The sequence below is a fragment of the Acrocarpospora corrugata genome, from assembly GCF_009687845.1.
Taxonomy (GTDB): domain Bacteria; phylum Actinomycetota; class Actinomycetes; order Streptosporangiales; family Streptosporangiaceae; genus Acrocarpospora; species Acrocarpospora corrugata.
Window position 1 is genome coordinate 159546 of sequence record NZ_BLAD01000040.1, and the last position, 12701, is coordinate 172246.

The 12701-nt window shown below is 69.3% G+C and carries 19 protein-coding genes and 1 tRNA gene; 6 read left to right on the forward strand and 14 right to left on the reverse strand.

What is annotated here, in order from left to right; genetic code table 11:
• The first annotated feature begins 73 nt into the window (after nt 1–73).
• A complete protein-coding gene (locus Acor_RS07895; protein ID WP_155335895.1) occupies nt 74–778 on the forward strand; it encodes a substrate-binding domain-containing protein in 705 nt (234 codons plus the stop codon).
• 28 nt (nt 779–806) lie between these two features.
• Here the strand turns inward: Acor_RS07895 and Acor_RS07900 are convergent, their stop codons facing one another.
• Entirely contained in the window at nt 807–1475 is a 669-nt protein-coding gene (locus Acor_RS07900) for a DUF5753 domain-containing protein (RefSeq protein WP_155335896.1), read from the reverse strand.
• 344 nt (nt 1476–1819) lie between these two features.
• On the opposite strand from Acor_RS07900, the gene Acor_RS07905 reads away from it, so the two are divergent.
• Nucleotides 1820–2209 carry a hypothetical protein gene (locus tag Acor_RS07905; protein WP_155335897.1) on the forward strand — a complete coding sequence of 130 codons (390 nt, stop codon included), beginning with the start codon at nt 1820–1822 and terminating at the stop codon, nt 2207–2209.
• A 103-nt stretch (nt 2210–2312) separates the two neighbouring features.
• Nucleotides 2313–2534, forward strand: a complete 222-nt coding sequence (locus tag Acor_RS07910) for a Rieske 2Fe-2S domain-containing protein (RefSeq protein ID WP_246238484.1) — start codon at nt 2313–2315, stop codon at nt 2532–2534.
• Here the strand turns inward: Acor_RS07910 and Acor_RS07915 are convergent.
• On the reverse strand, nt 2527–3036 hold the full coding sequence (locus tag Acor_RS07915; RefSeq protein ID WP_218034183.1) for a benzoate/H(+) symporter BenE family transporter: 510 nt from the start codon (nt 3034–3036) through the stop codon (nt 2527–2529). The genes Acor_RS07910 and Acor_RS07915 overlap by 8 nt on opposite strands.
• Nucleotides 3037–3335: 299 nt before the next feature.
• On the opposite strand from Acor_RS07915, the gene Acor_RS07920 reads away from it, so the two are divergent.
• On the forward strand, nt 3336–3848 hold the full coding sequence (locus Acor_RS07920; RefSeq protein WP_155335900.1) for an FGGY-family carbohydrate kinase: 513 nt from the start codon (nt 3336–3338) through the stop codon (nt 3846–3848).
• 61 nt (nt 3849–3909) lie between these two features.
• Nucleotides 3910–4338 carry a hypothetical protein gene (locus tag Acor_RS07925; protein WP_155335901.1) on the forward strand — a complete coding sequence of 143 codons (429 nt, stop codon included), beginning with the start codon at nt 3910–3912 and terminating at the stop codon, nt 4336–4338.
• 274 nt (nt 4339–4612) lie between these two features.
• Here the strand turns inward: Acor_RS07925 and Acor_RS42080 are convergent, their stop codons facing one another.
• The 3 genes from Acor_RS42080 to Acor_RS07940 all read right to left on the reverse strand — a co-directional run bounded on the left by Acor_RS42080 (nt 4613) and on the right by Acor_RS07940 (nt 6822).
• Nucleotides 4613–4870, reverse strand: coding sequence for a tetratricopeptide repeat protein (locus tag Acor_RS42080; protein ID WP_170316843.1), 258 nt, complete (start codon nt 4868–4870; stop codon nt 4613–4615).
• On the reverse strand, nt 4806–6245 hold the full coding sequence (locus Acor_RS42085; RefSeq protein ID WP_170316844.1) for a hypothetical protein: 1440 nt from the start codon (nt 6243–6245) through the stop codon (nt 4806–4808). Before Acor_RS42085 ends, Acor_RS42080 begins: the two co-directional genes overlap by 65 nt.
• Nucleotides 6246–6546: 301 nt before the next feature.
• Entirely contained in the window at nt 6547–6822 is a 276-nt protein-coding gene (locus Acor_RS07940; protein WP_218034184.1) for a three-helix bundle dimerization domain-containing protein, read from the reverse strand.
• A 320-nt stretch (nt 6823–7142) separates the two neighbouring features.
• Between Acor_RS07940 and Acor_RS07945 the strand changes: the two genes are divergently transcribed.
• Nucleotides 7143–7985 (forward strand): LLM class flavin-dependent oxidoreductase, encoded by an 843-nt coding sequence (locus Acor_RS07945; RefSeq protein ID WP_155335903.1) that lies wholly within the window; start codon nt 7143–7145, stop codon nt 7983–7985.
• Between the two features lie 99 nt (nt 7986–8084).
• Here Acor_RS07945 and Acor_RS07950 read toward each other — a convergent pair whose 3' ends face one another.
• The 9 genes from Acor_RS07950 to Acor_RS07990 form a co-directional block, all read right to left on the reverse strand.
• Nucleotides 8085–8609 (reverse strand): hypothetical protein, encoded by a 525-nt coding sequence (locus Acor_RS07950; protein WP_155335904.1) that lies wholly within the window; start codon nt 8607–8609, stop codon nt 8085–8087.
• A gap of 33 nt (nt 8610–8642) precedes the next feature.
• On the reverse strand, nt 8643–9158 hold the full coding sequence (locus Acor_RS07955; protein WP_155335905.1) for a MauE/DoxX family redox-associated membrane protein: 516 nt from the start codon (nt 9156–9158) through the stop codon (nt 8643–8645).
• Nucleotides 9159–9195: 37 nt separating this feature from the next.
• On the reverse strand, nt 9196–9657 hold the full coding sequence (locus Acor_RS07960) for a hypothetical protein (RefSeq protein ID WP_155335906.1): 462 nt from the start codon (nt 9655–9657) through the stop codon (nt 9196–9198).
• 102 nt (nt 9658–9759) lie between these two features.
• Nucleotides 9760–9921 (reverse strand): hypothetical protein, encoded by a 162-nt coding sequence (locus tag Acor_RS07965; protein ID WP_155335907.1) that lies wholly within the window; start codon nt 9919–9921, stop codon nt 9760–9762.
• 2 nt (nt 9922–9923) lie between these two features.
• The gene (locus Acor_RS07970; protein WP_155335908.1) at nt 9924–10442 is read right to left on the reverse strand and encodes a hypothetical protein; all 519 of its coding nucleotides are present in this window, start codon (nt 10440–10442) and stop codon (nt 9924–9926) included.
• Between the two features lie 5 nt (nt 10443–10447).
• Complete coding sequence (locus Acor_RS07975; RefSeq protein ID WP_155335909.1) at nt 10448–10975, reverse strand: hypothetical protein; 528 nt, start codon at nt 10973–10975, stop codon at nt 10448–10450.
• Entirely contained in the window at nt 10960–11631 is a 672-nt protein-coding gene (locus Acor_RS07980) for a hypothetical protein (RefSeq protein WP_155335910.1), read from the reverse strand. The genes Acor_RS07975 and Acor_RS07980 overlap by 16 nt, the downstream gene beginning before the upstream one ends.
• A 95-nt stretch (nt 11632–11726) precedes the next feature.
• Complete coding sequence (locus Acor_RS07985) at nt 11727–12476, reverse strand: AfsR/SARP family transcriptional regulator (RefSeq protein WP_155335911.1); 750 nt, start codon at nt 12474–12476, stop codon at nt 11727–11729.
• A gap of 123 nt (nt 12477–12599) precedes the next feature.
• Nucleotides 12600–12694, reverse strand: a tRNA-Sec gene (locus tag Acor_RS07990).
• Between the last annotated feature and the right edge of the window lie 7 nt (nt 12695–12701).

Sequence of the window (12701 nt, forward strand, 5' to 3'; positions counted from 1 at the left end):
GCTCCGGGCATGGGCAGGTTCAGCAGCTCACCGAGATCAGGAGAGGCTCTCATCCTTTGTCGGCGGTTTCATCATGGCCGCCGACCGTACCGCCACTCGCGCGGACTTCGAGAGCTTCTGCCGGGACGTGAGAATCCCGATCGTCTTCATCGACTCCTCACCCTTCGAGCAGCCCCGCGAGTATCCGCCGAACGTGGCGTTCGTGGGCTGCAGTTCAGCCGAGATCGGCGGCAAGGCGGCCGACTGGCTGGCCAAGACCGTCAACGACCGCGGAATCGACTCGCCAGATGTCCTCGTCATCGCCAGCACCGAACATCCGGACCGCCAGAACACCTTCGTGGCCCGCCTCCAGGCGGCTCTCCCCTCCGCCCAGATCACCGTCAACGACCAGGCCATGTACGACCGCAAACGATCAAGCGAGATCGTCGACCAGCACCTGGACCGGGTCGGCACCATCCACGCCATATTCTGCACCAACGACGAGATGGCACTCGGCGCCGTCGACACCATCCAAAGACGAGCCGCCGCGGGCAACAGCCCCCAAGATCTCATCGTGGTCGGCGTAGACGCGACCAGGGAAGCCGTCGCCACCATCGACTCCGGCGGCACCGCCTTCCGCGCCACGGTCGTCCAGGCATCCCGGCAGGTAGCCGAGGTCGCGGTAAGCACCCTCCTCAAGCTACGCGCCGGAGGCCGCGTCGAGACGGTGACGATAATCCCCACCACCATCCATCCGATCGGCCACGCATCCTCGGCCGCCCACGGGCCCCGCGGCTAGCGCCGAGTGAACGTATAGCCGGAGCCGTTCAGCGGGGGGTCCTGGAGAGCTCGGAGATCACCTCGAGGATGATGTGCCGGGTCTCGTTGGGATTTGCGGCCACGGCGGTGAGTCTGTTGAACTCGTTCCAGTAAATCTCTACGTCCGCGCTCCTATCAAGATACAGGGCTTGATTGAGAAGTTCGATGTATACCACGTCAGGCAGAGACGACTCCGCGAACCGGAGAATGGAAAACGAGCCGTCCGCTCTACGGGGAACGCCGAACGGGAGGATCTGAATACTGACATTCGGGAGATGACCCAGTTCGATGAGATGTTCCAGCTGAGCACGCATGATCTCTTTGCTGGCCTGCGGGCGTCGCAAGACGGCTTCGTCTACCAGAAACCACCGAGTCGGCGGGTCAGGCGCCCTGAGCAACTGCTGGCGTCTCATCTTGAAATCAACCTGAAGTGCCGGGTCGCCCTGGGCACCGTCCTCCTGGTCGAGAATTCCGACGGCACTGGCGTACTCTCTGGTCTGCAGTAGGTCCGGAATGTGGCCGGCCGCGAATTCGCACACGAGCGAGACGGCTTCCTCCAGGCCCACATAGGTATGGAGCCAGGGCGGTATGACGTCGGAATAACGCTGCCACCATCCCGGGGCGTTCGCCTGCCGGGCCTTTGCCAGCAAGGTCTCGCGCTCCGCTTCGTCGGTCACTCCGTACAGCGTGAGAAAGATCCTCGGCGACTAACGCGCCGCGCCCACCGGGTCGGCGGCGGCCGTCGGCACCACCACCGCCTGGCGCTACGTGCGGGAGAGTGTCGACCACCCGGGCGCCCCTGGACCTCGATGCCTCCGTCGCCACCGGACGCGCCTGCCTTCCGGGCAGAATGCCGTTGATCGCTTCCACGCCCGAAATCGGGCCTTGGGCGAGCGCGCCATCTCGACCCTGAATACCTGGGGAGTTCGGGCCAAGTTCAGCTGCTGCCCCGCGCGATCGGGCAGCGATCCTCGTTCTGGAGGCCTTCAAAGCAGACCGCTACTCAGGATTAAATGGCTCAATGATCGACATTGAGAGTCAGGTCCTCGAAGAGGCCATCTATCGGCTTCAGTTGGAGATTCGTCAGTGGGTGCTCATCGATGCGATCATCGACAACGAGATGAGTGCGGCTGTCTCGGCTGGCGGCCAGAGAGACATCGTCGATCTGGGGCGCAGCATCCGCAAGGCCGGCTGGGAACAGTTCCCGGACTGGCCGGGCGACTACCGGCTTCTATCGCTCTGGGCCGCATCCGATGAGTGCAGGACGATTACTCTGAGCGGGGCCCAATGCGAGCTTGTCCTATCTGCGTTGGCCCGCTGGGCAGCCGTCGCGGACAGAGCCGACGATGCCGAAAGCGGCCGGGTGGCGAAAAGGAACGCGCAATCGAAGCGTCGGCACGCACTCAGCTGACAGCGCGAGGATGGTCTCCCACCTGAGTAACCAGAGCAGCCCCCCATGGCACACCCAGACCTAGGCAGGACCTCGACCGACCGTGCCGGCGGGCGGGAGCGCGGTGATCTGCACCCATCAGAACGCCGCGTTGTCGGACGGATGGGTCGACGACTGCGTCGTGGAGTGCCCGCTGCACATGTCGCGCTTCGATCTGCGCACGGGAGCGGTGGACGCGCCGCCGGCTGAGCTGCCCGTGCGGGTGCACCTGGCCGAGGTCGTCGGCGGTGAGGTCTGGGTGACGCTGTCGGAGCAGGCCCCGAACCTGCCTCCGGGGGTCAGGTGAGGTTGACGGCATGCCCGCCGAGCGGCGCGGCGAGGATGCTGCCGAGACCGGTGACGCCCATGGTGGCCCGCCACGGAACGTGGTAGCCGAACGAACTCATGATCGCGACACCGGGCACGTTCTGCGCGGCCATCGTGACGACGTACAGCGGGAGTGCGATCCCGGCGATCGCGGCCCAGCTCAGCTGGGGTGCGGTCAGGGTGAGGTACAGCAGACACGGCCCGTGCAGGCCGTCACCGCGTACGGCGAGGAAGCAGACGACGACCACGGTCGCGCCGAAGGCGGCCGGGATCGCCCACCGCGGCGCGGCCACGATCACGACGAGCCAGGTCAGGAGGATCGGGGCGACCTGCCACGGATGGGAGGCCAGCCCTTTGACGGGCATCAGGCAGAGGGCGACGAGCACACCGGCGAGCATCGCCTGCGCGATCGACGCCGGGATCGACGCCGGGATCGACGCCACCAGGGCGCCCAGGCGCGGCCAGAGACCGGTGACGGCCACCAGCCGCGCGCATGCTTGACATGATCGGCGCCTGCGTTCACCGTATGGGCTTGGCAGCACAATGCACCGCTCTGGCAGAACTGTGAGAGTTGTGAGGTTGCGCGCGTGACCGATGAGCCCAGCGGATCGCCCGCGCTCCGGGAGACAGACTTAAGCCACGCCTATGGCCGCCACACCGTACTCGACGGCATCGACCTGTAAATCCCCGCCGGTGAGGCGCACGCGCTGCTCGGCGAGAAGGGCGCCGGCAAATCCACCCCTCATCAAGATAGTCAGCGGCGCGCTGCTCCCGCGTCGAGGTGTACGGCCGCGACCTCGCGGGCGTCGCGGAAGCGCAGGCGGCGGGAGTGGTCGCCGTCCACCAGAATCTGGGCCTGGTCGACGATCTCAACGCGGGGGAGAACATGTATCTCGGCCGGGCGTACCCCCGGCGTGGCCTGTTCGCCGATCGCGCGCTTCCCTCGCTGGCCGGTGAACGCTACCCGGTCCGCGACCCGGATGCCCGCGGCGTCCTCGTCTGGCTGTCCCCAGCGACGGCGCCCGCGCAGATGTACCGGGCCATGCTCGAAGGCGTGGCCCAGGTGTTGGGCACCCTCCTGGACGCGCTCCCCGTCGCGGAATGCCCGCTGCCGGTGTGCGGCGGGGGTACGGCTCGCCCTGTGGCCGCAGTCATGGCCGATATCACCGAGCGGCCGATCGTCACCGTGGACGCGGCCTTCTCCGCTGCGTTCGGGGCGGCGACATCGACCGCGCCCTCTCAATCTGCCGCCACTGCACCCAGAAACTGCTGGAATCCCTCGCCTCTTCTCTAACGAAGCCAATATTCCGTCAAGGCGACTTGACGTCAAGGCGACTTGACGAAATACTCTGGGCATGTCGACACCTGATGACCTTGAACGTCGGTTCACGCTGCTGACCGCCGCTGCGCGCTATGACGCGTTGCGAACGCGCGAGGCCCTCGCGTCGCCGCCCGATGAGGACGACGCGGATGCGGCGCCCGATCCGGACGCGGCCCCGCTGACCCGGAGTGAGGCTTTGGAGGTGCTCGCGCTCAGTGAGGTGATCGCGCGCAAGGCCGCCTACGGCCGCCAGCTGTCCGTGCGCTCCGCGCGCCGGGCGGGCGCCTCGTGGTCCCAGATCGGCGCCGCGCTGGGGACCAGCAAGCAGGCGGCCTGGGAAGCCCACAACCGGTGGATCGACGAGCAGGCCAAGCCGGAGGGCCCGGGCCACTGGGGCTGGGACGAACACGACGTCGCGGCCGCGCGCACACTCGCGGGCGAACTTGACGAGAACCGAGCATGAGCGAGGCCATCCGCCCATACGAACTCGACATCCCCAGACGGCGCTGGACGACCTGGCCGCCCGGCCCGACGCCACGCGCTGGCCGGGCTCCGTCGTCGAGTTCCTCGACGTCATCGGCCCACTGAGCGACCCGCGCTCGCTCGGTGCCGCGTTCGATCTGGTGATCCCGTCCATTCCGGGATACGGCCTGTCCGGCCGACCCGCGATCCCAGCTGGGGCCATCCCCCCGGGTCGCCCCTGTGGACCGGCCGCTGAAATCTCAATGAGCGGGCTGCTACCGCAGCGCCGACAGATTGTCCTGTACGGCCTTGGTGATCGGGTGTTCGCCACCCAGTACCCGCTCACTGTCGGCCAGGGTCTGCTCCAGCAGAGGGATGGCCCGGCCCAGATCCCCCGCCGACCGGTAGACGTGGGCCAGGTTGTTGCGGGAGCCCAGAGTACGTGGGTGGTCTCCGCCCAAGAGCCGCTCATATGCGGCGTAGGCGCGCTGGAGCATCCCGGCCGCGACGGCGATGGCGCCTTGATTGCTCAAGAAGAGGCCGGTCTGGTTGAGGAGGCGGGCGGTGGTTTCGGTGTCGGTGTCGGGGGGCGCGTGGCCGGTCAGGGCGGTGATGTGGCTCAGCAGGCTCCGCCGACGCGGCCACCCGGTTCGGATCTTCGAAATGGCCGGGGAGCGCCTCGGCCAGCAGCACGGTGGCCCGCCTGCGGGCGGCTTCGATGTCCTCGGATCGGCGGTGGGGATCGGCGGGGTCGGGGGTGCGGGCGACGGCTTGGACCAGGCGGTGGACGGTGATGCCGGTCTCGGTCAGGGTGATCATGTTGTAGGCGGCCAGTTCTCCCAGCGCCTGCTCCACCTCGATGTCCGGGGCCAGGTCCTCCAGCAGGGTGCGGGGGATCTCCTCGGCTCCGTACCAGGCCAGGACGCGCAGGAGCTGCCCGGCCAGCGGGGTGGTGGCCAGTTGGTCGAGGGTGAGGCGCCAGATGCGGGCGATGCTGCGTTCGGCGTCGGCGCCGCGAGCGGACCGCTCGTACATCACCGCCGGCTGCTCGGCCAGCCGCTCCAGATAGGCGCGCGGGGAGATGCGGGCCTGGTGCAGATAGGCGGCCGCCTGCTCCACCGCCAGCGGCAGGCAGCCCAACTCCCGCACCAACTCAGCCGCCCCATCCCCGACCGGCCGGTCGGGGGCGGCGATCCGGGTGAGCAACTCGATCGCTTCGCTCTCGGCCAGTACGTCCAGGCGCAGCACCCGCGCGCCCAGCCGGTGCCAGCCCTCCCCCAGCCTGCTGGTCACCACCATCGTCCCGCGACCGGCCAAGGTCCGATCCAGCAGGACGGCCACATCGGCCGGGTCGGTGACGTTGTCGGCGACCAGCAGCCAGTCCTGATGGGCGGCCAGCCAGGCCAGCGCCCGCTGGGGCAGCGCCTCCAACGGCAGCGCCTGCTTCAGCTCCGGCTGCAACGCCACCGCCAGATCGGCCAGTCCCGTCTGGACCGCGCCAGCGGAGTCGGCCACGATCCACCACACCGGATTGACCCCACCGGCACCGGGACTGCCGTCCACGCCGGCACCTACCGCATTCGCGGTGTTCGCCGTGATGCTCGTGGCGCGGGTGGTGGCGTAGCGGGCGGCCAGGGCCGACTTGCCGACCCCGCCCAGCCCGTGTACCGCGGCCACCGCTACCCGCCCCGAGCCCTCCCCCGAATCTGGACGCAGAGCCGCGTCCAGAGCGGCCAAATCCTCGGCCCGGCCGACGAACATATGCCCGGCCCCTGGCACGTTGATCGTTCCCGGCGGCGCGGCCACCTCGCCGACCGGCCGCAACGCCTCCACCGGGATCGTGATCTGCGTGTTAGTGGTGTGGTCGCCGGTGGCGACGATGCCTTGATTATCGCCGTGGATGCCCACCGTCCGGGGGCCATCAGCCCCGGGACGAAGGGCCGGCGAGACCGCAGTTGTGGCGGGGAGTCCGGGCGGGGCAGGAGCATGCTCGGATGGATCAGCCGGTTGTGGTCTTCGCCACCATTTAGGGCTCATCGCAGCGGGGTGTGGGGCACGTCGTCACCAGTGGAGATGACCCCAATCCGCACACTCCTGCGCACAGTGGCCATCCTCACCCCCACAGCAAGATCACACAACGCATCGGACTCTGCGTATCGAACCCATCGCCCCCGTCGTAGTCGGCGTTACCTGAACCCGATCTATCCGCCTACGCGCTGGCCTCCGTGCTCTGGGCGGCCATCTCCCGCAGCCTGGTCAGCGCCTCGTGCTGGACCAGTACTGGAACGAAGTCCCTCACCGTGCTGTCCTGGAAACCCTCATGGGCCTCGCGCACCACAGCTTCTACCTGCTCGAGCGTCAGGACATCGGCGAACTGCGCGGCCAATCGCGTGATCGCCTCCTGTATCGCCGCCTGCTCCCGCTCTTCCCCTACCTGCTCTTGATCCTCCGCGACCTGCTCTTGAGCCTCGCCGTCACCGGCCATGGTCCTCCTCGCCAGACCTAAAGATCGACCCGCAATGGCATGGCCAATCTACGTACCTGCCGCTGCCTGCGTTCACGACGCATCACAGGAGAACCATGGCGATGTAACGGTGCGCGACGCCTGGGCAACGGCAGGGCGTCGGATCGGGGAACGGGGAGCAGCATGGACCTGTGGCGGCGTACCTGCCGGAGGGAGCCACCTCCGCCACGGCAACCGGGCGGGACAGCAACACAAGATTCACTTTATGAAGCCATTCGACTACCTATTGTTCGTGCCGGGTAGATCCCGCGTGAGGCGCCCGTCGCGGAAGTGGAGAGAACATGAAGGTCGGTCTTGGCCTGCCCATCAGCGACCCTGCCTCGCTGCTGACCTGGGCGCGGCGCGCCGATACCGGGCCGTTCACCACGATGGGGCTGCTCGATCGCATCGTGTACGACAATCCGGAGCCGCTGATCACCCTGGCCGCCATCGCCGCGGCCACCACCAGGATCCGCGTGCAGACCGAGGTGCTGCTCGCGCCGCTGCGTGAGCCGGTGCTGCTGGCCAAACGGTGCGCGACCCTGGACCGGATCTCCGGCGGACGCCTCACCCTCGGCATCGGGATCGGAATGCGGCCCGAAGACTACCTGGCTGTAGGAGCGGACTATTCGACGCGAGGCCGCCGCGTCGATTTAGTGGCGCCGGTCCTGCGGCGGATCTGGTCGGGGCAACCCCACAATGATCGGGTAGGTCCCATCGGCCCCGCCCCCACCCGTGCGACCGGCCCGGAACTCCTGTTCGGCGGCTTCGCCCCGGCAGCCCTGCGACGCGTGGCCCGCTGGGGCGACGGCTACCTCAGCGCCGCACCCGTCGAACACACCGGCCCGCTGTTCCGCACGGTCGAGAAGGAATGGGTCACAGCGGGACGTATGGGCAGTCCGCGCCTGGTCGGCCAGCTCAACGTAGCTGTGGGCCCTGACAACGTGGTCCAGGACGCCAAGCAGGCGATCGGCTCCTACTACGCCTCACTGGCCGGCACCTACGACATCCGCATGGCGACGACCGCCGGCCAGATCCGCGACACCCTCACCGAGTTCGCCGATCTCGGCGCCGACGAGGTGATGCTCTACTGCTGGGCCCACGACCCCGACCAAGTAGATCGCCTGGCCGACCTCCTCACCTGACCGCTCCCGGCGGGCCCTGTGCAAGGCCCATCTGATCAGCCGGATCGCGATGTGTTCGGACCCGCGTTGAGGCTCGTGCGAGTCTGCGAAACCGGTGGCTCAGCCTGCCTTGATCACCTGTTCCCTTGCCGTGGCGGCGATCTGGCCGAGGCCCTCGCTCCCGGGAGGACCACTGACCACAATCAGGTGGTCGTCGGTGAATCCGGCGATCTCGGTCTTGTCGTCGCTGGTGACGATGTTGGTCGGGCCCGGTGCGCCCTCGACCTTGCCGACGGTGCCGCATTCGGCGTAGAAGCGCTTGAACGCCTGCATTCCGTCGACGCCGGAGACCACGACCTCGGTGATCGAGACGCCGGCGGCCGACTCGAAGACCCGGAACCGCGCCGGGGATTCATCCGGGGCGATGACGCGCTGGCCGCACGGCACCAATGCCGCCTCCAGGCCGGCCCACGGGGCGGCGCCGTCCTTGGTGACCGTCCACGGGCCGCCGGGGAGCTGCGCCGCCTCCAGCAGCACCCGCGGAGTGGGGGCCGCTCCGGTGGGGGCAATCTGTGTGGAGGTCCCGCCGCCGCAGGCGGACAGGACGATCATGGCGGCGACGGCGATCAGCGCCCGGCGAGTCATTCGGTACTCCTTCGGAGGGGATCCACACTCTGACTACCGGCCCCGGTCCCGTGAGGTTCCCACGAGATCGGCAGCCTTCTCCGCGACGACCGCCAGCAGCGCCACGAACCCGGCGAGGGGCAGGTGGAGCAGGCGGGCGAGCACATCCGGGGGCGGCGTGAGGGCGCCCCCGGCCATCGCGGCGCTCGCCACCGACCACAACACGCCGACGGCGATCTTCAGCGGCGACACGCGGGTCTCCGCGTCCAGGCAGCCGCACGGCACCCGCCCTCGCACCCGCAGCAGGATCGCCAGGTAACCCGCCAGAGCCGCCTGCCACGCCGCCGCCGCGGCCCAGACGTACCGGAAGTCGGCCCCCACGGCCCAGCCGGCGAGCACCGCGAGGCCGAGAAGCGGCCCCACCGGCACGGCGCAGCGGACCACCCACCCCGGCAGCAGGCCGTGCTCACGGATGACGCGGGTGACCGCGCCGGCCCGAGCGAGGTGGCGCGCGCCCGCCACCACCAGGAGCACGGCACCGGCCAGGGCCACGTCCGCGATCAGGATCATGTCCACCTGTCCAGCGGGACCAGCAGCGCGATCAGGATCATGTCCACCCGTCCAGCAGGACCAGCAGCGCGAGCAGGAATCCGGCCGCGCACAGGCGGCCCACCCAGGCGAGCCATCGGAGCAGGTGGTGGTCCCACCCCTGGGGGTCCCCGCTGAGCGATCGGGTGAGCGGCATCAGCACGCGGCCCAGTCCGAACCCGAGTCCGGCCAGCACCCCCGGGCCGATGCCGCCCATGAGGATGATCGTGAGGACGAGCGCGTGCGGGAGCGCGGTCGGGGTGAAGGTGCGTACCCCCGTGCCCATCTCGAAGCCGAACTGGAACGGCCCCTCGAACCGGCTGCGCGGAATGACCTCCTGGGGGACGAGCCTGCGGTTCTGGACCAGCCGGAGCGGCCGTCCCGCGAGTTCGAACATCAGCAGCACCGCGACCATCGGGATGAGAGACCAGAGCCTCCCGGCCTCAGGCACCACAGAGACGAGGCCCGCCAGGGCCCCCACGACCGTCCCCGAGACAAGCCCACCCAGGACGAGACCCGATGAGAACGCCGTCAACTGTCCCCGCCAGACCGGCGAGGTGAGCAGATCCGCCGAGTTGAGGCTTCAAACGGATCCCGATAGCGAGAAACCGGCGATAACGCCCATCAGAATCCAGGCGAGCAGATCGACCCGGCCCGGCCAAACCTGACTCGCCGCGGCCAGGGCGGCGGCCACGGCGAGCAGGACTCCGGCCGTACGGGGGGCGGTGATCACGCGTACGCCCATGGTCAGGGATTCGCCCGGGAGCAGATGTAGAACGAGGTTCCCGCCCCGTAGACGGTGAAGTTGCCGTCGGCGCACCGGTACGGCGTGCTGCCGAAGGTCCACCGCCAGGCGTTCTTCTTGGTGACGTTGTTGCCGCAGGCGACGACCGGCGTGTAGTACGAGTAGGAGTTGCCATCCGTCCGGAACCAGCCGTCACTCCCGCAGTAACCGCTGGAGTACGAGGCTCCCACGCAAGCCGTCTGGGTGGTGCCGTTCGCATACCCGGTCCAGCCGTCGTAGCCGGAGTTGGTGCAGTTGGACCACTCGGTCCCGACGGTCGCGGAGGCGCTCCTGATCCGCGCGGGCGGCAGGGCGCCCACCACGTTCAGGGCGAGCGCGCCGCCGAGCACGCCGACCGACTTGAACATCGCGCGCCGGGACACCCCCGGCCACGCCGGTCGGCGGCGGCGCTGGGAGGACGGCTCGGCGTCCTGGTCCGCCGACGGGACGTCGGCCCAGTAGTCGCTGGCGTTGACGGTCATGCTGGTCACCTCGCGTTCGAAGATTCGGGCACGTCCGCGCCGAGGAGCCGGTCGAGGTCCTGGTCGGATCCGACCACGCGGCGCCACTCCTCGGTTCCGTCCGGGGCGTACTTCACGAGCGACGGGGTCGCGCCGACCGCGACCGAGCCGAGAAGCTCGGCGTCGACGACTGCCTGGATGTGGCCGGCGCCCTCGATCCACCGCAGCGGATCCGGGCCCGCGCTCAGCATCGACAGGTGGCCCGCGGGCAGGCCGGGCGCGATCGCGGCCAGGCGCGCGGCCCGCTGCTCGCAGCTCGGGCACTGGTCGGTGACCACGAGCACGAACGTGGGCCGCTCGTCCCCGGAGGCGAACCGGGTGACGCGGCGGACGGCGGACGCGCCGGGCACGGGGACGGCGAGCGCCGCCTGCTGGAGCTCACGTACGGTCCTGAGCAGGGCGGAGATCGCGAACAGCGCGACGACCACGCCGAGGAAGGCGAACACGGCCAGCGAGTTGATGACGTTCTGCATCGGCGTCAGTTCAGCCCGCACGTGATGGAGTCGGCGACCGCGGCGAAACGCGGGTCGTCGGCCTCCCTGGCGATGAGCGTCGTGGTCGTCGTCTCGTTGACCACGATGGCCGAGCGCAGCACCCGCCCGTCGGCGCGTCTCTCGTCGAGCTTCCACAACGCGCCGCCCCGAACCCGTTTGCCCGTGCCGCCCGGCCTGGGCAGGTCGCCCACCGGGTTCACCTGGACCGAGCACACCCCGTCGAGGGTGTTGACGGCGAGCATGTTGCCGAGCCGCACCCGCGCGCCGAGCCGGGGCGCCAGGACGACGCCGTCCGGGGCGTCCTGGATGTCGAAGCCGGCGAGGTGGCCCATGAAAGCCTCGAAGGGCACGTTGACGCCCGGGATGAAGGTGTAGACCTCGTGGTGGGGGCCGATCCACAGCATCGTGGTGCCGCCGTTCTCGGGGTCCTCGTGGGAGACCAGCCGGGCGCCGTTCCAGGAGACCTCCCGGACGGTGAAGCGGCCGTACTCCCCGAGATGACGGGAGATCAGCTCCCGCGCTCCCGCCGCCGCGGTGTGGAAGCGGAGGGAGCCGCCGTCGCCGCGGGCCCACACCATGTAGCTCCAGCCCATGGTGAACGGCTGCGGGCTGCCTTCGACGGTGAGTGTCCGGCCGTCGGGGGTTCGTGCTGGCATGGCACCACTCCTCATGATCCGGGTTCCCCGCCCAGCGTCATCGATCGGCCTCCACGATCGCCCCACAGTCGCCACACGCCCGCCACACGGGCGGTTCACAAACTCGGGTCCTCCATCAGGACGCGGTTGTGCAGGCTGGTCAGCGCCTGGGAGGGCCCGACGCCGATCCGCTCGACGAGGGCGGCCCGGCAGTCGTGGTAGGCGAGCAGCGCCTCCGCCCGGCGTCCGCTCTTGTGCAGGGCGAGCATGAGCCGGGCCCTCAGGTCCTCCCGCAGCGGTGCCCAGGCGACCGCGATCTGAAGCTGGTCGACGGCGTCCTCGTACGCGCCGAGCCGGATGCAGCCGCTCGCGAAGTCGCCCACGGCGGCCATCCGGCGTTCGTTGAGCTGGGTCGCGGCGTTCCTGAGCGCCTCGGAGCTGTCCACCAGGTCCTGGAGGGCCGACCCGCGCCACAGGTCCAGCGCGTTCCTCAGCAGGTGGACGCCGACCGCGTCGTCCCGCGCGCTCAGCGCCATCGCCGCCCTGGACCGCATCGACTCGAACGCCGACAGGTCGAGGTGGTCGGCCACGTCGGTCACCCGGTATCCGCCCGGCACCGTCTCGATGGACACCCCGGAACTGGCCAGGCCCTTGCGGAGTTCGGCGACGTACGTCTGAAGGTTCCGCCGGGCCGAGGGCGGGGCGTGCTCACCCCAGAGGGTGGTCATGCAGCGGTCGGTCGAGACCGCGTGGGGCGAGTCGAGCAGGAGGAGGGCAAGGAGCTGACGGTGTTTGATCCGGGTGACGGCGAGGAGCCCGCCGTCCGGATGGTGGATCTCGAAGTGCCCGAGCAGGAGGAATCTCATGGAAACTCCAGCCGACCATTAGTTGATTGATCACCCGATCGAATCGGCGCCCCGGCCGGGACCGGGGACCGGGGATGCTCGCGTCACGGAACTCGTCGATGCCCACGAAACCCCCTGAGGAGATGCGGAGACGGACGGGAATCGAACCCGCCGCGCCGAGATCCTCGGCACCACCGGTGTTGAAGACCGGGAGGGCCACCAGGCACCTGCACGCCTCCGTGGTAA